This window comes from Yoonia vestfoldensis (genome assembly GCF_002158905.1).
GTDB classification, from domain to species: domain Bacteria; phylum Pseudomonadota; class Alphaproteobacteria; order Rhodobacterales; family Rhodobacteraceae; genus Yoonia; species Yoonia vestfoldensis_B.
In genome coordinates this window covers 1,186,107-1,206,731 of sequence record NZ_CP021431.1, presented here as the reverse complement: position 1 = coordinate 1,206,731, position 20,625 = coordinate 1,186,107, and the positions used below count along the sequence as shown (strand labels likewise).

The following is a 20,625-nucleotide window of genomic DNA, read 5'->3' as shown; positions in this document are numbered from 1 at the left end:
ATGGTTGCGGTCAGGCTGGCAGAGACGCCACCCCCTCTTTCTGCGCAGCGCCCGAGGGCACCACGATCAGTGTCACATCCGCCGATTCCAACATGGCCGCCGTGCGGTCCTCGATCTTGTCATCGGTGATGATTGTGTCGATCCGCTCTAACGGGCACAGCACCAGGCTGGAGCGTTGTTCAAATTTGCTGCTATCCACCAGGACGATCAATTCCTCGGCCTGGCCGATCAGCTTTTGTTCGGCCTGGATCAGCAAGGGATCGCCTTCCATCAGGCCCAGCGGGCCGATGCCCTGCGCGCCCATGAACATCCGCTTGGCATAGAAGTTGCGGGTCACGTCATTGTCGAAAGGCGACAGGATGATGTTTTGTTCGCGGTAGATGATCCCACCCGACAACATCACCGTGTTCTGGCTGTTCTTCAGCAGATGTTCGGCGATGGGGAATGAATTGGTAAAGACCTGCAACCGGCGCGACGCCAGCGGATGCACCATCTGAAAGGTCGTGGTGCCCCCGTTGATGATGATCGGCTCGCCATCTTTGCATAATTCAACAGCGGCAGCGGCAATCGCCTGTTTTTCCGCACTATTCAACATTTCATTGACGGAAAAAGGCCGCCCGGCAAGGCCGACAAACGGCGTGGCTGTCAATGCTTCGGCCCCGCCCCGCACGCGGCGCAGCTGCTTTTGGTCGTCCAGCGTATTGATGTCGCGCCGCACTGTCGCCTCGGATGCACCGGTCAAGGCGCAAAGGTCAATCACGGTCACCAGCGACCGGTCCTGAACGGCGGAAAGGATTACTCTGTGGCGGTCTTTTTCGTGCATGGGTTGTCCCTTTGATTGCAATGAGCGTGGGGCGAATCGCGCAAGGTTGTCAATCATTATTTGTCATTTTCAATCATTCTGCGGTGCAGCATGATTGTTTATGATTGAAAATGATTGACTTGCCTGCAACCTGCCGTCACCTTGTTGGTCATAACCAGTCCTAACCCGCCGTCCACGGAGACACAGATGACCTCTTCTACAAACCGCCAACATCTTGAAAATAAATGGGATGACACCCAGGCCAGCGAGATGAGCGAGCCAGAGAAACTGCTGTATCGCTCCAATCTGTTAGGCTCGGACAAGAGAATCACGAATTACGGCGGCGGCAATACATCCGCAAAGGTGATGCAAGATGATCCGCTGACCGGTGCCGCGACCGAGGTGCTGTGGGTCAAAGGCTCGGGCGGGGATGTCGGGTCGATCAAAATGGACGGGTTTTCAACGCTCTATATGGATAAGCTGAACGCGCTGCGCGGGCTTTATCGCGGGGTCGCCTTCGAGGATGAGATGGTTGCCTACCTGCCCCATTGCACGTTCAATCTGAACCCGCGCGCGGCCTCTATCGATACGCCGCTGCATGCCTATGTGCCGGCCAAACATGTCGATCACATGCATCCCGATGCGATCATCGCGATTGCTGCCGCCAAGGATAGCAAGGCGCTGACCCAACGCATCTTTGGTGACCGGATCGGTTGGCTGCCGTGGAAAAAGCCGGGTTACGAATTGGGCCTTTGGCTGTCGGATTTCTGCGCAAAGAACCCCGATGCCAAAGGCGTCGTGCTGGAAAGCCACGGCTTGTTCACATGGGCCGATGATGCCAAGGAATGCTATGAGCTGACGCTGGATGTGATCCAGACGGCGATGGATTGGTTCGCCGCCGAAACCGCTGGCAAGGCGGCCTTTGGCGGCGCGGTTCACACCAGCCTGAGCGCGCAGGACCGCCGCGCAATGGCCGCCCGGCTGATGCCTGCCATTCGCGGATATGTCTCTGGCCAGCAGCATATGGTCGGCCATTTCACCGATAGCGATGCCGTGCTGGAATTCGTCAATGCCAAGGATATGGCACGGCTTGCCGCGCTTGGCACATCCTGCCCCGACCATTTCCTGCGCACGAAAATCTGCCCTTTGGTCGTGGATTTCGACCCCGCAAAGCCGGATATCGACGCAACTCTTGCCGGGCTGGGTGACGCGATTGCCGATTACCGCATCGGTTATCAGGCCTATTATGACAACTGCAAACGCGACGATAGCCCCGCCATGCGTGATCCCAACGCTGTCGTCTATCTGGTGCCGGGCGTTGGCATGATCACCTTTGCCAAGGACAAGGCCACCGCGCGGATATCGGGTGAATTCTATGTCAATGCGATCAATGTGATGCGCGGCGCGGATGCGGTATCCACCTATCAGGGCCTGCCGGAACAAGAAGCCTTTGATATTGAATATTGGCTTTTGGAAGAGGCCAAATTGCAGCGCATGCCCGCGCCGAAATCTTTGGCGGGCCGCGTGGCGCTGGTCACCGGCGGCGCTGGCGGGATCGGCGCGGCCACCGCCGAACGCTACCTGCGCGAGGGCGCTTGCGTGATGCTGGCCGATATCGATGATGCCGCCCTTGCGCAAACCTATGCGGGCCTGAGCGCGAAATATTCCGCCGATGTGGTGCGGATCGTGAACATGAATGTCACCAGCGAAGAGGCCGTCGCATCCGCCTATCGCGACATCGCGGTGGAATTCGGTGGCGTCGATATTCTGGTATCGAATGCGGGGATCGCCAGTTCGGCGCCGATCGAGGACACCAGCCTTGATCTGTGGCACAAGAACATGGCGATCCTGTCCACCGGCTATTTCCTTGTCAGCCGCGAGGCGTTCAAGCTCTTCAAGCTGCAGAATATGGGCGGCGCGGTGGTCTTCGTGGCCTCCAAGAACGGGCTGGCGGCATCGCCCAATGCATCGGCCTATTGCACCGCGAAAGCATCTGAAATCCACCTTGCCCGCTGCCTTGCGCTAGAGGGTGCGCCCATGGGCGTGCGCGTCAATGTGGTCAATCCCGATGCGGTGTTGAAAGGCTCTAAAATATGGCAGGGCGAATGGCTTGACCAGCGCGCGGATACCTATGGCACCGACAAGGACGGGCTAGAGGAAATGTATCGCGACCGGTCCATGCTCAAACGCTCTGTGCTGCCCGAGGATGTGGCCGAAGCCGCCTATTTTCTTGCATCCGATCTCTCTGCCAAATCGACGGGCAATATCATCAACGTCGATGCCGGCAACAAGGAAGCGTTCACGCGCTAGGCGTCCGAGGGAGGACAGAACATGAGCTATGACAGCGCGAAAGCCGCCTTTGCCGATTGGGGCGTGGATACCGAAGAGGCCCTGAAACGGCTGGCTGGCATCCCGATTTCTATGCATTGCTGGCAAGGGGATGATGTGGTCGGGTTTGAAACCCGCTCGGGCCGGTCGGGCGGCGGCATCCAGGCCACGGGCAACCATCCGGGCCGCGCGCGCACACCAGACGAGCTGCGCGCCGATCTGGCGTTTTGCTATGGGCTGATCCCCGGCAATCACCGGCTGAACCTGCATGCCTGCTATCTTGATACCGACCAAAGCCCCGACCGCGACGAGATTACATTCAGCCATTTCGCGCCCTGGGTGGATTGGGCGAAAGATCAGGGTCTTGGGCTAGATTTCAATCCGACCTTCTTTGCGCATGAAAAGGCCGACGACAATCTGACGCTCAGCCATCCCGATCAGGGCATCCGCGATTTCTGGATCGAACATGGCAAACGCACCCGCGAGATCGCGGCCCAGATGGGCGCGGCCCTTGGCACGCCATGCGTGAACAATATCTGGGTGCCCGACGGCTATAAGGACACGCCGATAGACCGCATGGCACCGCGCCGGCGGCTGGAACATGCGCTGGACGCGATCATGGCCGCGCCGCAGGACAAGGCACAGATGCGCGATGCCGTGGAAAGCAAGTTATTCGGCATCGGGGTCGAGGCCTGCACCATCGGCAGCCATGAATTCTATCTGGGCTATGCGATCCGCAAGGGCACGTTGCTCTGCCTTGATATGGGGCATTTCCATCCGACAGAGAATGTCGCCGACAAGCTGAGTGCCGTGGCGCTGTCGCTCGATGAGATCCTGCTGCATGTCAGCCGCCCGATGCGTTGGGACAGCGATCATGTGATCCTGCTGGACGATGCGATCCTGCAGATGGCGCAGGAATTGGTCAGCGCCGATCTCTTGGGGCGCACCCATATCGGGCTGGATTTCTTTGATGCCACGATCAGTCGGACCGCGGCCTGGGTCATCGGCACGCGCAATATGCAAAAGGCATTGTTGCGCGCCTTGCTGGCCCCTTGGGACCGGCTGCGCGCTGCGGAAAACACCCTCGATTATACGTCGCGGCTGGTTGTCAGTGAAGAAATCAAGGACTTGCCCTATGCGGCCGTTTGGGCGGAATTCTGCGACCGGATGGGGGTTGCGCAGGGCCAGGCGCTGATCGGTGATCTTCAGCGCTACCAGCAAAAGGTCGTCGGGCGCGGCTGAACAGGCTGCGCCCCTAATCCAGCGCCCGGCGGTATAAATGCCAGGTCGCATGGCCCAGCACCGGCAGCACCACGATCAGCCCCAGAAACCAGGGCAGCAGCGCCACCAGCGTCAGCGCGGCGATCAGACCGGCCCAGCACAGCATGACGCCAAGGTTCTGGCGCACGACGGCAAGGCTGGTCAACATGGCGGTGACGAAATCAACCTCGCGGTCCAGCACCAGGGGCAGGCTGACCACCGTCAGCGCGAACAGCAAAAACGCCAGCACGGCGCCCACGACCAGTTCAACCGCGATCATCGTCAGGCCGGTGGGGGTCAAAAACACCTCCCAGCTTTGCGAGACATTGGTCATCGTGCTGAGCCCCATGAACAGCGCGAAAATCATATGCGCCAGAAAGGTCCAGAACAAAAAATAGATCACGATGATCGCCCCCAGCCAGGGCAATTGCCGCGTGCGTTCCTGCCACAAGATGCCCAGTACGGCGCGCCATGACAGGGGCTGGCCGGTCTCGATCCGGCGGCTGACCTCGTATAATCCGGCGGCGGCAAAAGGGGCGATCAGCGGAAAGCCCAGCGATGTGGCCAAGGTCCATGTCACATGCCCTGCCCCCAGCGCCAGCATCCCGAAGCCCCCCAGCACATAGACCGCGCTAAAGAACAGGCCGAATTGCGGGGTTCTGCGGAAATCGGCCAGACCGGCACGCAGCGCGGCGCGCAGATCGGCCAGCGCAAGGTGACGGACCTGCGGTTGCGCTGCTGCCTGCGAGATGGTGTCGGTCTGGGTCATGCGCAAATCTTGCGCGCAAGGGCGGGTTTTGGCAAGCCTGCGGGATCAATCCGCGTTTGCCGCCTCGCGGCCTTTGCCCGACATATCCAACGCCAGCGTCGCCCCCATCAGCCCGTCCAGATCACCGTCAAGCACGCCTTTGGTATCCGATGTCTCGAACCCGGTGCGCAGGTCTTTGACCATCTGATAGGGTTGCAGCACATAGGACCGGATCTGGTTGCCCCAGCCCGCATCGCCGGCGTTTTCATGCGCCTCGTTGACCAGTGCCGACCGTTTGTCGAGCTCCATCTGGTAAAGCCGCGATTTCAGCGCTTTCATCGCGATATCGCGGTTCTGGTGCTGGGATTTTTCCGAACTGGTCACCACGATACCGGTCGGGAAATGGGTGATCCGCACGGCGGAATCGGTGGTGTTGACGTGCTGGCCGCCTGCCCCCGATGACCGATAGGTATCCAGCCGGATATCGCTGGGGTTCACCTCGATTTCGATATTGTCGTCGACGACGGGATAGACCTTGACCGATGTAAAAGACGTATGCCGTTTCGCGGCTGAATCGAAAGGCGAGATGCGCACCAGCCGGTGCACGCCGCTTTCGGATTTCAGCCAGCCATAGGCGTTATGGCCCATGATCTTATAGGTGACGGATTTGATCCCCGCCTCATCGCCCGATTGCATGGATTGCAATTCGACCTTGTAGCCCTTTTTCTCGGCCCAGCGGACATACATCCGCGCCAGCATATTGGCCCAGTCACAGCTTTCGGTGCCGCCCGCACCGGCGTTGACCTCTAGGAACGTGTCATTGGCATCGGCCTCGCCGTCCAGCAGCGCTTCGAGTTCCTTTTGCGCGGCCTTTTCGCGCAAGGCTTTGAGCGCCTCTTCCGCCTCGGTGACGATATCGGCATCGTCTTCGATCTCGCCCATCTCGATCAATTCGATATTATCGGCCAGTTCCTGTTTGATCGCATCATGCATCGCCAGCGTATCGACCAGCACCTGCCGGTCGCGCATCAGTTTCTGCGCGGCTTCGGGGTCGTCCCACAGGGTCGGGTCCTCGACGCGGGCGTCGAATTCTTCCAACCGGTAGCGCGCGGTGTCATAATCCATCCGCTGCGCCAGCAGGTTCAGCGATTTCTGGATCGCATCGACATTATTCTGCGTTTCAGCGCGCATGGGACACCCGTTCAGATTGGTTTAGGGGGTCTTACAACCCGCACAGCCCAGCGGCAAGGCGGTCAGTAGAGACCGCCGGTGGACAAAGTGCCAAAGGTCGCGCGCTCGCCCACGATGGCGGTGTCGCCGGTCGAGGTGGTGACTTCGCGCTGGCTGCGCGGGACTTCGTCATAAAGCGGCAGATCGGCGGCCATGGCGAAACCGCCGTCATACATGATGCCAAAGATCGGCTCTTCGCCCGCGCGGAAACATTCCGACACGACATTGTCGCCCATCGCCTCATCGGGCAGGCGCGCGCCGCTGAACCGGTCGATCTTGATGAATTGGCATTGATCGGGGATCGTGAAAGGTGGCGCGCCATAGGTGTCGATCGCCGCCGCCATGAAGCGGTTGAACACCGGCCCGCACATGCCCCCCCCCGAGGCCCCCCGGCCCAGACTGCGCGGATTGTCATAGCCGATATAACAGCCCGCCACGATATTGGATGAAAAGCCCACGAACCAGACATCCTTGCTGTCATTGGTGGTGCCGGTCTTGCCCGCGATCTGCGCAGGCAGGTTGACCGAGCCAGAGGCCGTGCCGCGGTCCACCACGCCCTGCATCATGGATGTCAGCTGATAGGCGGTGACCTCGTTCATCACGCGGGTGCGGTTCGAGATGATCTGCGGCGCCTGCCCCGCGGGCAAGCTGAGATTGGCGCAATCGGGGCATTGCCGGCTGTCATGCAGATAAACGGTATTGCCGAAACGGTCTTGCACCCGGTCCACCAGCGTGGGTGCCACCCTTTCGCCGCCATTGGCGAACATCGCATAGGCGGCAACCATCTTGAACAATGTCGTTTCATCCGATCCCAGCGAGGCCGCGAGCACCGGGTTCATCCGGTCATAGACGCCAAAGCGTTCGGCATATTCGGCGACACGCTCGATCCCGACCTCTTGCGCCAGACGGACCGTCATCAGGTTGCGCGACCGCTCGATCCCGGTGCGCAAGGGTGTCGGCCCGTAAAACTGGTTGGACGCATTGGTCGGCCGCCACAGCCCCTGCGGGGTCATGATCTCGATCGGCGCATCAACGACGATGGTCGCGGGCGAATAGCCGCTGTCCAGCGCAGTCGCATAAACGAAAGGCTTGAACGAGGATCCGGGCTGGCGTTGCGCCTGTGTCGCGCGGTTAAAGACCGAGGCCTGATAGCTGAACCCGCCCTGCATCGCGATCACGCGGCCGGTATCGACATCCATCGCCATAAAGGCGCCCTGCACCTCTGGCACCTGCCGCAGGCTCCAGCGCAGAAAGCTGCCGTCGCTGTCCTGCACGACGCGCCGGACATGGACCACATCGCCGGGGGTGAAATTGTCAAAGAAATTGCCGCGCATCCAGTCAATATCCCGGCGCGGCACGACATGGGGTTCGGTTTCAGAGGCGGGCAGGCCTTCGATCCCGATGCGCAGGCTGTTTTCAGCCACCGCCAGCACCACGGCCGGGTGCCATTGCCCCCCCAGCATCACGTCGCGCGGCAGATCGGTCGCGCGCAAGGCCGCGCGCCATTCGGCTTCCTCTGCCAAGGCGTCCTGCGCGATGGTCAGGCCGGTGCCGCGCCAGATGCCGGTATTGCGGTCAAAATCTTCCAGCGCCTGTTGCAGCGATTGCGCGGCGATGCTTTGCAATTCGGGATCCACCGTGGCCCGGATCGACAGGCCCCCCGAAAAGAATTCTTCCTGCCCGAAATCCTGGCTCAGCTGGCGGCGGATTTCATCGGTGAAATAATCGCGGTCCGGCAGGGTCGTGCGGAAATCGGGATAATCGCCGCCCTGCACGGTGCGCAGCGGTGATCCGGTTTCCACTGCCAGCGTGATATCGTCGATATAACCGTTCTGGTGCATCAGCCGCAGGGTATTGTCGCGCCAGAAAATCGCCGCCTCTTGGTCGCGCACTGGATGGCGGTTGCTGGGCGATTTGGGCAAGGACGCCAGATAGGCCGCCTCGCCCGCGGTCAGGTCGGTCAGCGGTTTGTTGAAATAGGTCAGCGCCGCGGCGGTGACGCCAAAGGAATTCTGGCCCAGGAAAATCTCGTTCAAATACAGCTCGAGGATACGTTCCTTGGACATCGCCTGTTCGATCCGCACGGCAAGGATGATTTCCTTGATCTTGCGTTCCACCGACCGTGACCCGTCGAGCAGAAAGTTCTTCATCACCTGCTGGGTGATCGTGGACGCGCCGCGCAGGTCTTCGCCGCGCGATTGCACGGCGTCGACCACGGCCGACAGCATGCTGGTCGCGTCAAAGCCTTGGTGGGTATAGAAATTCTTGTCTTCCGCGGAAATGAACGCCTGTTTGACCAGATCGGGAATATCCTCGGCCGGGGTGAACAGGCGGCGTTCGACGGCGAATTCGTCGATGATGCGGCCTTCGCGCGAATAGATCCGGCTGATTGTTTTGGGCGTGTATTGCGACAGGGTCTCATAGCTGGGCAGATCACGGCCGTATAGAAAAATCACCCCGCCAAGGCCAAGCGCGGCCATCACCAGACCCATCGTCAAAAAGGTGAAAATGCCACCGAAGAATGAGAAGATGAAGCGCAACACGGGGCGGTTGTTCCTTTCAGGATTCCGTGCGCTTATACGCGCTGGCTGCGTGGGGGTCAAAACCGCAAATGCCCGTCAAGCGGCAAGTGCGGGTGCGGGACATCACAATCGCCTGATCCGCGCTAGGGCATGTCGCTGCGGTATTGCGCAACCGCCGCGGCGATTGCAGTCACCAGCCGCGCACGGCTTTGCGGGTCGGTCAGGATCTGGCGGTCCTGCGTATTTGACAAAAACCCCGCCTCGATCAGCACGCTTGGGAAATCGGCGGCCAGCAGCACCGAAAACCGCCCCATGCGGCGCGGCTTGGCATTCAGCCGCACGCCCTGCGCCTGCATCTGCGCGATCAGCTGATCCGCGAAAGCGGCGGCGCGCGGGCCGGTGGATTGCCGTGCAAGGTCCATCAGCACGCCGGTCACCCTGTCGCCGGTGGCCGACAGATCGACCCCCGCCAGCAGATCGCCGCGTTCATGGCGTTCAACCAAGCGCTGCATGGCGATATCGTCGCTGTCCTCGGACAAAGTATAGACCGAGGCGCCCCAGGCATCATCCTGTTCCAGCGCATCGGCATGCAGCGAGATGAACAGATCCGCCCCCGCCCCGCGCGCGATGCTCATCCGGGTGAACAGCGGGACAAAGACATCTGCCTCGCGGGTCATGACCACCGCCACCCCGTCTTGCGCGCGCAGGCGGGCCGCGATTTCGGCGGCAAATTCCAGCATCAGATGCGCCTCTGTGATCCCGCCACGTTGGGCACCGGGGTCGATACCGCCATGGCCGGGGTCAAGCACGACGACAAAGCTGTCCTGTGGGTGCTGGTCCAGCCCGCGCAGCGCCTGCGCGCTCAGCGCATCCCAGCCCGGATCAGGCGGCGCACCGGCGGCGGCGGCAAAATCGGCGGGGCTGGTGCGGGTCAGCCGCAGATGCAGCCAGGCCGTTTGCCCATCGCGGGTCATTTCAGCCTCGGCCAGGGTCAGCGGTTCGGCAAGATCCAGCACCATCCGCGTCCAGCCGGGCCGGTAGGGGCCAAAGCGGATATCCGTCACGCGGCGGGCCGTATTGATCGCCTGCGCATTGATCCCGCCACTGTCCAGCCCCTGAAAATCCAGCACAAGGCGACGAGGGTCATCCAGCGTAAATATCCGGTAAGGCACGATGTCGGACAGGCCCAGCGTGATCTGCACCGACCGCCAGCCATCGCGGATCTCGGATCTTTCGGGGTCGAACCGCGCCTGTGCGCCGGCACTTGTGGCCAAGAGGCAGCACAGCACAAACCAGCGGATCATGCGCGGCGGCTCTGCATGAACCGCGCGATCCGTTCCAGCCCTTCGGTGATATCGGCCGTGCTGCGCGCATAGGAAAACCGCAGCCAGTGATGCCCGCGCGCGGCATCGAAATCCAGCCCCGGTGTCACGGCCACACCTGCCTGATCCAGGATCTCGGCGGCAAAGGCGCGGGCGTCGTCGGTATGGGCCGAGACATCGACATAGATGTAGAACGCCCCGTCCGGCGGCGCAAAAGCCCCCAGCCCCGCCGCGCGCAAACCATCCATCATCAACGCACGGTTGGCGGCATAGACCGCCTTATTGGCACCCAGTTCCGGCGCGCAATCCATCGCATGCAGCGCAAGGCGCTGTGCGGCATGGGGCGCGCAGATGAACATATTCTGCGCCAAACGCTCGACCCGGCGGATATGGTCATCCGGCACCACCATCCAGCCGACGCGCCAGCCGGTCATGGAAAAGTATTTCGAAAAGGAATTGACGACATAGACCTCGTCCGTGACCTCCAGCGCCGATACAGGTCGCAGATCATAATCGATCCCGTGGTAAATTTCATCCGAGATCAGCGCAGCATCGCGCGCGGCGCAGGCCGCGGCCAAGGCGGCAAGCTGGGGTTTATCCAGCATCGTGCCGGTGGGGTTGGCAGGCGAGGCGACGATCAGCCCGGCCAGATCATGCTGGGCCACATGCTGCGGCTGCGGCTGGAACCTGTCGGCCAGATCGGTCGGAATATCGACCGGCGTCAGCCCCATGGCGCGCAGGATCTGGCGGTAGGATGGATAACACGGCGTGCCCAGCCCCACCCTTTCGCCATTGTCGAACAGCGCCGAAAACGCCAGCAAAAACGCCCCGGATGCGCCCGAGGTGATGACCACGCGCGCGGGATCAAGGTCCAGCCCGTACCAATCGGCGTAATGGCGCGCGATGCGCGCGCGCAGATCAGGCAGGCCAAGGCCGACGGTATAGCCCAAAGGATCGGCCATATCCGCGACCAGTTTGGCGCGCGCAGCGGCAGGCGCGCCGGTGCCGGGCTGGCCGACTTCCATATGGATGATATGGCGGCCTGCGGCCTCGGCCTGACGGGCGGCTTCCATCACATCCATGACGATGAAAGGGTCCACGTCGCCGCGGGTTGCATGTCGCATCTGCTGCCTCTTGATAATCTGTCGTAAGGTGGATCAGGATCCACCCTACTCGGCGGCCAGATCGCCCTTGGCTTCGATTTCAGCGGCCTTGCGTTCGACCTGTTCGACGATATGGTCGATCATATCGGCATTGGATTGTTTGTGGCTTTGCTTGCCCGCCAGATAGACCATGCCCGACCCCGCCCCGCCGCCGGTGAAACCGACATCGGTCATCAGCGCCTCGCCCGGACCATTCACCACACAGCCGATGATCGACAACGACATTGGCGTCTTGATATGTTCCAGCCGCTTTTCCAGCGCCTCGACGGTCTTGATCACGTCGAACCCTTGGCGCGCGCAGGACGGGCAAGAGATGATATTCACCCCGCGATGACGCAGGCCCAAAGATTTGAGGATCTCGAACCCCATCTTGACCTCTTCCACCGGATCGGCGGACAGGCTGACGCGGATCGTATCGCCGATCCCCATCCAGAGAAGGTTGCCCATGCCGATGGCGGATTTCACGGTGCCGCTGATCAGGCCGCCCGCCTCGGTTATCCCCAGATGGATCGGCGCGTCGGTCGCCTCGGCCAATTGCTGATAGGCGGCGGCGGCCATGAACACGTCAGACGCTTTGCAGGAAATCTTGAATTCGTGGAAATCGTTGTCCTGCAGGATCTTGATATGATCCAGCCCGCTTTCGACCATGGCATCGGGGCAAGGCTCGCCGTATTTATCCAGCAGGTGCTTTTCCAGCGATCCCGCATTCACGCCGATCCGTATCGAACAATTATGGTCGCGCGCGGCTTTGATCACCTCTTTGACGCGCTTTTCGTCACCGATATTGCCGGGGTTGATGCGCAGACAGGCGGCACCCGCCTCGGCGGCCTCGATCCCGCGTTTATAGTGGAAATGGATATCGGCCACGATCGGCACAGAGACATTGCGCACGATCTCGCGCAGCGCCTTGGATGATGCTTCATCGGGGACTGAGACCCGCACGATATCGGCACCGGCATCGGCGGCGGCCTGCACCTGCGCGATCGTGCCCTTGATATCGGTGGTCAGCGTGTTGGTCATGGTCTGCACCGAGATCGGCGCATCGCCACCAACCGGCACATTGCCGACCATGATCTGACGGGATTTGCGGCGGTAGATGTTCCGCCAGGGGCGGATGTGGTTCAAAGACATCGGATCGCTTTCACGAGGCTGGCGTTCACCCGCAACCTAAGCGCCCGCGCCGCCATCGGCAAGCGGCTGCGGCTATTGGTCTGTCACCGCCATGGCGACGCGGATGATCTCGGCCAGGTCGGCATCGCGGGCAGGATCGGCCAGCGCATAGCGCGATGTCAGGCTATCGGCCGACAGAACCACGTTGGAGGTGACAACGCCGCGGTCGCCAACCGGGCCGTAATGCTGGCCATTGACCGCGAAATACATCGCCCCGCTTTCGCCAACGCGCAGCGTGGCGGGTTCTTCGGTCGCGGGCAGCACGAAATTCTGGCCCGGTTCCATGATCCCCTCGAACAGGACAACCCCATCCGCCGCCTGCACCCGGACCCATGCCGGACGGGCCGCGACCAATTGCACCTGCGGCACCGGCGGTTCGACGACCTGGATACTGGGGGTTGGCAGGGCCTCGGGCAGATCACCCGCCATATCAGCCAGCACAAAGGCGCTATCCGGGGCCTGCGGTTCGGGCACAAGCGCGCCGATCATCCGCGGCGTCAGCGTCGCAATCGGCGTGTCGCGGGCAACCATGACCGGCACATCCAGCGCCTGCGGCCGATACAGCCGGTCCAGCGCATCCGGTGATGGCAGCGTCACATTGGCCAGCGCATCCCCCATCGTGACACGATTGGCGCCACCGGCCAGCGGGTCAAGGTCGGACACCACCACGGGGGCCTGTTCCACCGGCGCGAATTGCACGCGCTGCACCTCTTGCAAGACGGTCCAACCGCCATAGCCCAGCCCCGCGATCAATGTCGCCAGCACAACAAACGACCCGATTGCGCGCAATTCCATCTGCGCGAAAAGCGATTCTCTTGCCGGGATGAAAGGCGTGCGCGAGGATAAAAAGATATCCTTGCCCGCCGGCGCGCGGCTGGTATCAGCCACCCGGTTTTTCAAGGAAGAGGCCTGTTCGGACATGCCATGGGCGGTGACAAAACCGCTTTCCTTGCAAAAAGAGGCAAAGGCCTCATCCGGGTCCATCCCCAGATAGCGCGCATAGGACCGCACATAGCCTGCGATAAAACCAGGCGTATCAAAGGCAGAGGGGTCCGCGTTTTCGATTGCCGCGATATAGGCGGCCTTGATCTTCAATTCGCGCTGGATATCCAACAGGCTTTTGCCAAGGGTCGCGCGTTCACCGCGCATGATATCACCAAGACGCAGGTCGTAGTCGTCAAACCCTTTGGTTTGAACGTCCACCGCCGCGCTGGCACGCCTGAAGGTCTTTCCCATCATCGACTGTCCCGCCGCTCTACGCCCCCTGGGCGCGACCGACCGAATCAACCGGTTGGCAACGCCTTGGAAAACCTTAGCATATCAACCTTACGGATGCACATCGGCAATAGGCGTCAACCCGCCAATTCGGCCCGGTTCAAGGCGCAATGCGACCATAAACCGTCCAAGGCGCCGACAAGTGCATTCATTTCACGCGGCCCATGCACCGGAGAAGGCGTAAAACGCAGCCGTTCGGTGCCGCGTGGCACGGTGGGGAAATTGATCGGCTGCACATAGATTCCGAATTCGGACAGCAGCATGTCAGACAACTTTTTGGTGTGTTTGGGATCGCCCACGATCAGCGGCACGATATGGCTGCCATGATCGATGATCGGCAGGCCCAGCCCCTTCAGCCGCAATTTGAGGATCTTCGCCTGTGTCTGGTGGCTGTCGCGCAGCGCCTGATCTGTTTTCAGATGCGCCACCGAGGCCGCCGCCGCCGCCGCCACCGCAGGGGGCAGGCTGGTGGTAAAGATGAACCCCGGCGCATAGGACCGCACGGCATCGCACATCTTGGGCGAGGCTGCGATATAGCCGCCCATCACGCCATAAGCCTTGGCCAGCGTGCCGTTGATAATATCGATACGGTGCATCAGCCCGTCGCGTTCCGCCACCCCTGCCCCGCGCGGGCCATACATGCCGACGGCATGGACCTCGTCGCAATAGGTCAGCGCGCCGAATTCTTCGGCCAGATCGCAAAAGGCCGCAATCGGCCCGAAATCGCCATCCATTGAATAGATCGATTCGAATGCGATCAGTTTCGGCGCGGCCGGATCATCGGCTTCCAGCAATGCGCGCAGATGGGCCACGTCATTATGGCGGAAAATCCGCTTGGCCCCGCCATTGCGGCGCACACCTTCGATCATCGACGCATGGTTCAGCGCGTCGGAATAGATGATCAGACCGGGAAACAATTTCGGCAGCGTGCTGAGCGTCGCATCATTGGCGATATAGGCGCTGGTGAACAACAGCGCTGCGCCCTTGCCATGCAGATCGGCCAGTTCAGCCTCGAGCCGTTTGTGATAGATTGTGGTGCCAGAGATATTGCGCGTGCCCCCCGACCCTGCGCCGGTCGCCTCGATCGCCTCATGCATCGCGGCCAGCACGACGGGGTGCTGTCCCATGCCCAGGTAATCATTGCCGCACCAGACGGTGACAGGCATTTCGGATCCGTCAGGTTTCATCCATGTCGCATGGGGGAACTGACCACGTTTACGCTCGATATCAATAAAGGTGCGGTAGCGGCCTTCGTCGTGCAAGCGGTTGATCGCGGTATCCAATTGGGCGTTATAATCCACCAATCCGTCCTTCTTGTCGTGTCAGGGCGCCGCCTTGGGCATGCCTTGAATCGTTCTAAACTGCATATAGGGCAGAAACCGCCCGGACAAGACGCTACAAACTGTCGCCCCTCATTGGTTTGACCCTAGGCCGCGCGGCGGGGGCGGACCCTGATCTGGATCAATAAACGACAGCCCGGGCGATTTGTCCAACAGGGCAACGCGATCTCGGCCATTGACCTGCGCTGTGATCGGGACAACCTTGCGGCACAGATCCAAAGAAAGGCTGTTCCCATGTCCCTCGCCCCCGTTCTTGACCGCATTGATGCTGATTTGCCGCAGGCTGTCGCGCGCCTGCAGGAATTGTTGCGCATCCCGTCGATTTCCACGGACCCTGCCTATCAGGCCGATTGCGATCTGGCGGCGGATTGGCTGGTGGCGGATCTTGCGGCGATGGGATTCGCCGCGTCCAAACGCCCGACGCCGGGTCACCCGATGGTCGTGGCCCATGCAGGCGGCGACGGCCCGCATGTGCTGTTTTATGGTCATTACGATGTGCAGCCGGTCGATCCTTTGCATCTGTGGGACCGCGATCCGTTTGATCCGCAGGTAGAAGACACGCCAAAGGGCAAGGTGATCCGCGGCCGTGGCACATCTGATGACAAGGGCCAGCTGATGACCTTTGTCGAGGCCTGCCGCGCCTGGATCGCGGTGCATGGATCGCTGCCCGCCAATATCACGCTGTTTTTCGAGGGCGAAGAGGAATCAGGCTCGCCCTCGCTGGTGCCCTTCATGCAAGAAAATGCCAAGGAACTGACAGCCGATATCGCGCTGATCTGCGACACGGGGCTTTACGGCGATGCGACCCCCGCCATCATCACCCAGCTGCGCGGCCTGCTGGGCGAGGAAATCACGATCACCGGCCCCAGCAAGGATTTGCATTCGGGCATGTATGGCGGGCTGGCGATGAACCCCGCCCGCGTGCTGGCCCGCGTCATCGCCGCGCTGCATGACGCAGACGGGCGCGTCACCCTGCCCGGTTTCTATGACGGCGTGCCCGAATTATCCAACGAGCTGGCCGCTGCCTGGGACGATCTGCGATTCGACGAAACGGCATTCCTGGGCGAGGTTGGCCTGGCGATTCCCGCTGGCGAAAAAGGCCGGCGTCCGCTGGAAATGATCTGGTCGCGCCCGACCTGCGAAGTGAATGGCATGTGGTCGGGCTATACCGGCGACGGGTTCAAGACCGTGCTGCCGTCACAGGCCCATGCCAAGATTTCATTCCGCCTGGTCGGCACGCAGGACCCGCTGGCGATCCGCGCGGCATTTCGCAGACAGGTGCAGGACATGATCCCCGCCGATTGCAGCGTCAGTTTTGCGCCCCACGGCGCCAGTGCGGCCGGTCAGATGACGACAACCCATCCCGCCTTTGACCAGGCACGCAAAGCACTATCCGACGAATGGCCCCATGCGGCCGCCTATGTGGGCTGCGGCGGGTCGATCCCGATAGCGGCCTATTTCAAGGATATCTTGCAGATGGACGCCATGCTGATCGGCTTTGGCAAGGATGACGACCAGATCCATTCGCCGAACGAGAAATATGACCTGTCATCCTTTCACAAAGGTATCCGGTCCTGGGCCCGCATTCTGCATGCGATGACACAAGCCGCCTGACCAGGTGCGGCGGTGGGGGCGAAAGATTTTTGTCAAAAATCTTTCGCTTTGCCAAAAATATTCGGCGAATATTTTTGCCTGCGGCGGCGGCATTGTGATGTGGGTGGACTGGCGCGGTTGACGGGGCTCGAACCCGCGACCCCCGGCGTGACAGGCCGGTACTCTAACCGACTGAGCTACAACCGCGCAGTAGCGGCGCAATAGTCGCGGGCGCGGCGGGCGTCAACGGCAAAACGACCGAGAGCCGCGCTTTTCAGCGCGGCGTTTCGTATCGTGTTTTCCAAGAGAAAAGCAGTGGCGCGGTTGACGGGGCTCGAACCCGCGACCCCCGGCGTGACAGGCCGGTACTCTAACCAACTGAGCTACAACCGCGCATCTGCATTCCCAGCATTGCTGCTGGTGGGGTGCTTCTAAGTGCGGCTGCGGGCCTCGTCAAGCGGTCTTACGGCTTGGCTGAAAATATCTCGCGCCAGGGACCAAAACCGGGATCGCGCCGAAACTTTGAAACAACTTCGCCTCTGGATGGTTAAGGCACCGTAGAGCCAGTTCTACCCAACAGCAGCATGGCGCTGCGACAGAATGGAGAGACCCAATGAAATGCGATTTCCGCCCGTTGATCGGTGCAGCCATCATCACATCCATCGGCACGACGGCCATGAGCCAGACAGTGTTTTCCGGCACCAATGTCGCCGAGGATCAATTCGAGGATCTGGTCGAGGATATCGAGGATGACGCTGACCGCGACCTTGACCGTTTCGGCAATGAAGGCCGCCCACAGGGATTCACCGGGTCCATCGCCGCGCGCGGTGAATTCAATTCCGGCAATACCGACAATGCCAGTATCGGGATCGGGGCCGACCTGAATTATGTGCAGGGCGTGAACGGATACCAATTGCTGCTGAGCTATACGTTTGGCGAATCCGATGGCGTCACCGACGAGGAAAGCCTGTTCTACGGCTTGGAATATACCCGCGATCTGTCGCCCCGGCTTTATGGTTTTGCCAAGGTGCAAGGCTCTGTCGATGAATTTTCATCCTTTGAGACCGATACATTCGCAAGCTTTGGCGCGGGCTATCGCATTCTGAACGACGCCGGCCACCAATGGTCGATCCAGGCTGGTCCCGGCTATCGCTTTGCCGAGTTCAACGATGTGACATCGGGCGATATCAGCGAAGCGGCCCTTGGGATCGGGTCGAATTATGCGATCCGCCTGACACCCACGACCATGCTGACCAATGACACGGATGTCATCGCGTCGGAATCAGATACCGTGGTCTATAATGATCTGGCCATCAGCGTCTCTGTCAGCGAGACCTTGGCCTTGCGCACAAGCCTGTTGAGCGAATATCACACCGACCCCGAGCCGGGTTTTGACGATACCGACAATTCCTTTGGGATCTCGATGGTTTACAGCCTGAACTAGGCCAGCACCAAAGCGCCGTGTTCCGATGCGCGGTGCTTTTGTCTTTTGCATGCCGGGCAGGTGGTGGGTGATGAGAGGCTCGAACTCCCGACATCTTCCGTGTAAAGGAAGCGCTCTACCAACTGAGCTAATCACCCGCTGGCGCTGCTTTAGGATATCGCGGCGCGTGATGCAAGTGGTGGCCGGGGGCTCGCCCCCGGACCCCGAGGATATTTATGCTCGGAAGATGAGGGGGTGCTGGGCGGCCTTGGTCACGGCTCCAAAAGCTGCTGGATGCCGTCCTTGATGTGATAGACCCGCCCCTGCCCGCCATGCGCTGTGGCCACTGCTATCGCGCCATCCCCCGCAAGGATGCGCCGCAACACGCGGCTGGTGATGCCATGGGTGACCAGGACGGCAGGCGCTGTCAGTTCGGCCAAGAATGCCTTGCAGCGCGTCTCGAGCGCGGTGAAACCCTCGCCGTTCGGGGCCATGGCATATTGCGCGGCGACCGGATCGGGCCCGTCCGGCATGGGCAGCGTATCGCGCAGCAGCCCCGCCCAATCGCCGACGCCGATTTCGCGCAGCCGGTCATCGGTGCGGATATGCGCCGCGATCCGCCCAAGCGCGATACCCGCCGTTTGCACGGCGCGCCCCTGCGGGCTGCACCAGAACTCGAAACCTGTCAAATCGCGCTGGGCGAGAATGCGGCCCTGCCGTGCCGCGTCAGCCTCGCCTTTGGGTGTCAGGGGCGAATTAAGCGCGCCCTGCATCCGGTTTTCGGCATTCCATTCGGTTTGACCGTGGCGCAGGATATAGATTTCGGGAAATGTCATTTCTGGTCCGATATGGATAAAGAGCGTTCAGGCGACAATGGCGCGTAGCGCGTTTCGCCGGGTCGCACAATATTCCGCGCGGCGAGGACTTGACCAAAGCTGCGCGGGGATCAAGGTTGCACAGCGCAAAAGGTGCAGCATGACAACATATAAGGGATCGCAATGGCGCGGATAGATCAAATATTGAAACACGTGGATCTTTCGCAAAAAGGCATTGAGGTCGCGCCTTATTTTAACCCGACGCTGCGCAAGAGCGATGGGAATGACATTCTTGTCCTTGATGTCTTCGACACCGACAGATTACGCCAAAATGCTGCGGCCGACGCCTTTATTCCGCCGTCGCGGCGGGCAGAGATCGAAGATGTCGATTTGGTGGGCGACGCATCGCATATTGGCGATCTGGTCCGTGGTGCAAATCTTGAAGGGCAGATCGGCTTTATCATTTCGTCGCATAATTTCGAACATCTTCCCAATCCGATTTTGTTTTTGCAGGGCGCATATGCCGCGTTAAAGCCCGGCGGCATGTTAAGCATGGCGGTGCCCGATTGCCGCGCCTGTTTTGATTACTTCAGAATGCCGACCCGGCTGGTCGATTGGCTGGCCGCATTTCACGAAGACCGCAAGCAGCCGAGCCCAGAGATCATTTTTGACGGCGCGGTGATGGGTGCCTGGTATATCGCGCAAGGCAAGACCCATACGGGATGCAATATCAAGCATGACAATCCGGACGGGTTTGTGCCACATCAGGCGCTTGAAGCGGCCTATGATGTCTATAAGCGCGACAAAGCACAGCCCGGCGCATATCGCGACGCGCATTGTAGCGTGTTCTTTCCCGAAAGCCTGGAATTGCTTTTGACCGACCTGCGCAAGCTGGGGCTGATTGGTTTTGATATCGTCGAGGTCAGCCAGACACGCGGGCTGGAATTTTATGTCCATTTGCGCAAGCCCGATGATGCCGCATCGCTGCCAGAGGCCGATGCCGCCTTTTATGCCCGCCGCCGAGCCCTGCTGCGCCGGGTCGTTGAAAACATGGGGGCCGCCCCCTATGCCAAACGTCGCTGGCCCGCGAAATTAGCGTCCAAAGTCAGAAAGCTGCGCAAACGTCTTGTCGCATGAAGGTCCTGGACAAACCAGCCCGGCAAAGGAAAGCTGGAAAAAGGCACCGTGTTTGCATCAAGGGACGGGGTAAATGGTGGGTGATAAGAGATTTGAACTCCTGACATCTTCGATGTGAACGAAGCGCTCTACCACTGAGCTAATCACCCGCTGGGCTGTGATTTAGACGTCCTCTGCGTCACTTGCAAGGCCGGTTTTGCCGCTTTGTCGCGCATCTTTGCTGCTGCGCAATTTCAGCGTCAGCAGGTGCGCGCCTGCGCCCAGATCCTTGGCCTTGACCCGGCGGATCTTGCCCAGCGGTGGCAGGATCAGGTCGTCGCCGCGCGCCAGCGCCTCGCCGATCAGGGCCAAAGCGGCGTCCAGCGCCAGCTTGGCGTCGCGTTTGCGAAGCCCGCTGCGCGCGACCAGCTGGTCCAGCAGTTCGGGTTTTTTCAGCGGCGTGGGGGTGGCGGCCGGAGAGGGGACGGAAGTTTCGCGTGTCATGATCTGCCCTGTTA

Annotated in this window: 16 protein-coding genes and 4 tRNA genes; 5 read left to right on the top strand and 15 right to left on the bottom strand. The window is 60.8% G+C overall.

Going from position 1 to position 20,625, the window contains the following annotated elements; translation table 11 throughout:
* Positions 1-10: 10 nt before the first annotated feature.
* Positions 11-823: a DeoR/GlpR family DNA-binding transcription regulator gene (locus tag LOKVESSMR4R_RS05920; protein ID WP_087206725.1), complete on the bottom strand. Its 813-nt coding sequence runs from the start codon at positions 821-823 to the stop codon at positions 11-13.
* Between the two features lie 186 nt (positions 824-1,009).
* Between LOKVESSMR4R_RS05920 and LOKVESSMR4R_RS05915 the strand changes: the two genes are divergently transcribed.
* Positions 1,010-3,112 carry a bifunctional rhamnulose-1-phosphate aldolase/short-chain dehydrogenase gene (locus LOKVESSMR4R_RS05915; protein WP_087206724.1) on the top strand — a complete coding sequence of 701 codons (2,103 nt, stop codon included), beginning with the start codon at positions 1,010-1,012 and terminating at the stop codon, positions 3,110-3,112.
* 21 nt (positions 3,113-3,133) lie between these two features.
* Entirely contained in the window at positions 3,134-4,372 is a 1,239-nt protein-coding gene (locus LOKVESSMR4R_RS05910) for an L-rhamnose isomerase (RefSeq protein ID WP_087206723.1), read from the top strand.
* A 13-nt stretch (positions 4,373-4,385) separates the two neighbouring features.
* Here LOKVESSMR4R_RS05910 and LOKVESSMR4R_RS05905 read toward each other — a convergent pair whose 3' ends face one another.
* The 8 genes from LOKVESSMR4R_RS05905 to hemA form a co-directional block, all read right to left on the bottom strand.
* Positions 4,386-5,159, bottom strand: coding sequence for a DUF2189 domain-containing protein (locus LOKVESSMR4R_RS05905; protein ID WP_087206722.1), 774 nt, complete (start codon positions 5,157-5,159; stop codon positions 4,386-4,388).
* A gap of 45 nt (positions 5,160-5,204) precedes the next feature.
* The gene (gene prfB / locus LOKVESSMR4R_RS05900; protein WP_087206721.1) at positions 5,205-6,329 is read right to left on the bottom strand and encodes a peptide chain release factor 2; all 1,125 of its coding nucleotides are present in this window, start codon (positions 6,327-6,329) and stop codon (positions 5,205-5,207) included.
* A gap of 62 nt (positions 6,330-6,391) precedes the next feature.
* On the bottom strand, positions 6,392-8,911 hold the full coding sequence (locus tag LOKVESSMR4R_RS05895; RefSeq protein WP_087206720.1) for a penicillin-binding protein 1A: 2,520 nt from the start codon (positions 8,909-8,911) through the stop codon (positions 6,392-6,394).
* 122 nt (positions 8,912-9,033) lie between these two features.
* Positions 9,034-10,194 carry an N-acetylmuramoyl-L-alanine amidase gene (locus LOKVESSMR4R_RS05890; RefSeq protein WP_087206719.1) on the bottom strand — a complete coding sequence of 387 codons (1,161 nt, stop codon included), beginning with the start codon at positions 10,192-10,194 and terminating at the stop codon, positions 9,034-9,036.
* A complete protein-coding gene (locus LOKVESSMR4R_RS05885; protein WP_087206718.1) occupies positions 10,191-11,336 on the bottom strand; it encodes a pyridoxal phosphate-dependent aminotransferase in 1,146 nt (381 codons plus the stop codon). The genes LOKVESSMR4R_RS05890 and LOKVESSMR4R_RS05885 overlap by 4 nt, the downstream gene beginning before the upstream one ends.
* Before the next feature lie 45 nt (positions 11,337-11,381).
* On the bottom strand, positions 11,382-12,506 hold the full coding sequence (gene ispG, locus LOKVESSMR4R_RS05880) for a flavodoxin-dependent (E)-4-hydroxy-3-methylbut-2-enyl-diphosphate synthase (protein WP_087206717.1): 1,125 nt from the start codon (positions 12,504-12,506) through the stop codon (positions 11,382-11,384).
* A 72-nt stretch (positions 12,507-12,578) separates the two neighbouring features.
* The gene (locus LOKVESSMR4R_RS05875; protein ID WP_087206716.1) at positions 12,579-13,784 is read right to left on the bottom strand and encodes a helix-turn-helix domain-containing protein; all 1,206 of its coding nucleotides are present in this window, start codon (positions 13,782-13,784) and stop codon (positions 12,579-12,581) included.
* Positions 13,785-13,897: 113 nt separating this feature from the next.
* On the bottom strand, positions 13,898-15,121 hold the full coding sequence (hemA, locus tag LOKVESSMR4R_RS05870) for a 5-aminolevulinate synthase (protein WP_087212702.1): 1,224 nt from the start codon (positions 15,119-15,121) through the stop codon (positions 13,898-13,900).
* A 273-nt stretch (positions 15,122-15,394) separates the two neighbouring features.
* Here hemA and LOKVESSMR4R_RS05865 point away from each other — a divergent pair, with 273 nt between their 5' ends.
* Positions 15,395-16,774 carry a M20/M25/M40 family metallo-hydrolase gene (locus LOKVESSMR4R_RS05865; RefSeq protein WP_087206715.1) on the top strand — a complete coding sequence of 460 codons (1,380 nt, stop codon included), beginning with the start codon at positions 15,395-15,397 and terminating at the stop codon, positions 16,772-16,774.
* A 109-nt stretch (positions 16,775-16,883) separates the two neighbouring features.
* Here LOKVESSMR4R_RS05865 and LOKVESSMR4R_RS05860 read toward each other — a convergent pair.
* Positions 16,884-16,960 (bottom strand) — tRNA-Asp (locus LOKVESSMR4R_RS05860).
* Between the two features lie 109 nt (positions 16,961-17,069).
* Positions 17,070-17,146 (bottom strand) — tRNA-Asp (locus LOKVESSMR4R_RS05855).
* 220 nt (positions 17,147-17,366) lie between these two features.
* Here LOKVESSMR4R_RS05855 and LOKVESSMR4R_RS05850 point away from each other — a divergent pair.
* Positions 17,367-18,197, top strand: a complete 831-nt coding sequence (locus tag LOKVESSMR4R_RS05850) for a DUF481 domain-containing protein (RefSeq protein ID WP_087206714.1) — start codon at positions 17,367-17,369, stop codon at positions 18,195-18,197.
* Between the two features lie 61 nt (positions 18,198-18,258).
* Here the strand turns inward: LOKVESSMR4R_RS05850 and LOKVESSMR4R_RS05845 are convergent.
* Positions 18,259-18,334, bottom strand: a tRNA-Val gene (locus tag LOKVESSMR4R_RS05845).
* A 114-nt stretch (positions 18,335-18,448) separates the two neighbouring features.
* The gene (locus tag LOKVESSMR4R_RS05840; RefSeq protein WP_087206713.1) at positions 18,449-19,012 is read right to left on the bottom strand and encodes a histidine phosphatase family protein; all 564 of its coding nucleotides are present in this window, start codon (positions 19,010-19,012) and stop codon (positions 18,449-18,451) included.
* Positions 19,013-19,204: 192 nt separating this feature from the next.
* On the opposite strand from LOKVESSMR4R_RS05840, the gene LOKVESSMR4R_RS05835 reads away from it, so the two are divergent.
* Positions 19,205-20,128, top strand: coding sequence for a class I SAM-dependent methyltransferase (locus LOKVESSMR4R_RS05835; protein WP_237331958.1), 924 nt, complete (start codon positions 19,205-19,207; stop codon positions 20,126-20,128).
* Between the two features lie 74 nt (positions 20,129-20,202).
* On the opposite strand, the gene LOKVESSMR4R_RS05830 is transcribed toward LOKVESSMR4R_RS05835, so the two are convergent.
* Positions 20,203-20,277, bottom strand: a tRNA-Val gene (locus LOKVESSMR4R_RS05830).
* Between the two features lie 13 nt (positions 20,278-20,290).
* Positions 20,291-20,611: an HU family DNA-binding protein gene (locus tag LOKVESSMR4R_RS05825; RefSeq protein ID WP_087206712.1), complete on the bottom strand. Its 321-nt coding sequence runs from the start codon at positions 20,609-20,611 to the stop codon at positions 20,291-20,293.
* Between the last annotated feature and the right edge of the window lie 14 nt (positions 20,612-20,625).

Coding starts and splice junctions, on each gene's coding strand:
- LOKVESSMR4R_RS05920 (WP_087206725.1), bottom strand. CDS start 823: ATGCACGAAAAAGACCGCCACAGAGTAATCCTTTCCGCCGTTCAGGAC.
- LOKVESSMR4R_RS05890 (WP_087206719.1), bottom strand. CDS start 10,194: ATGATCCGCTGGTTTGTGCTGTGCTGCCTCTTGGCCACAAGTGCCGGC.
- LOKVESSMR4R_RS05910 (WP_087206723.1), top strand. CDS start 3,134: ATGAGCTATGACAGCGCGAAAGCCGCCTTTGCCGATTGGGGCGTGGAT.
- prfB (WP_087206721.1), bottom strand. CDS start 6,329: ATGCGCGCTGAAACGCAGAATAATGTCGATGCGATCCAGAAATCGCTG.
- LOKVESSMR4R_RS05850 (WP_087206714.1), top strand. CDS start 17,367: ATGAAATGCGATTTCCGCCCGTTGATCGGTGCAGCCATCATCACATCC.
- LOKVESSMR4R_RS05825 (WP_087206712.1), bottom strand. CDS start 20,611: ATGACACGCGAAACTTCCGTCCCCTCTCCGGCCGCCACCCCCACGCCG.
- LOKVESSMR4R_RS05865 (WP_087206715.1), top strand. CDS start 15,395: ATGTCCCTCGCCCCCGTTCTTGACCGCATTGATGCTGATTTGCCGCAG.
- ispG (WP_087206717.1), bottom strand. CDS start 12,506: ATGTCTTTGAACCACATCCGCCCCTGGCGGAACATCTACCGCCGCAAA.
- LOKVESSMR4R_RS05905 (WP_087206722.1), bottom strand. CDS start 5,159: ATGACCCAGACCGACACCATCTCGCAGGCAGCAGCGCAACCGCAGGTC.
- LOKVESSMR4R_RS05915 (WP_087206724.1), top strand. CDS start 1,010: ATGACCTCTTCTACAAACCGCCAACATCTTGAAAATAAATGGGATGAC.
- LOKVESSMR4R_RS05885 (WP_087206718.1), bottom strand. CDS start 11,336: ATGCGACATGCAACCCGCGGCGACGTGGACCCTTTCATCGTCATGGAT.
- LOKVESSMR4R_RS05875 (WP_087206716.1), bottom strand. CDS start 13,784: ATGATGGGAAAGACCTTCAGGCGTGCCAGCGCGGCGGTGGACGTTCAA.
- LOKVESSMR4R_RS05840 (WP_087206713.1), bottom strand. CDS start 19,012: ATGACATTTCCCGAAATCTATATCCTGCGCCACGGTCAAACCGAATGG.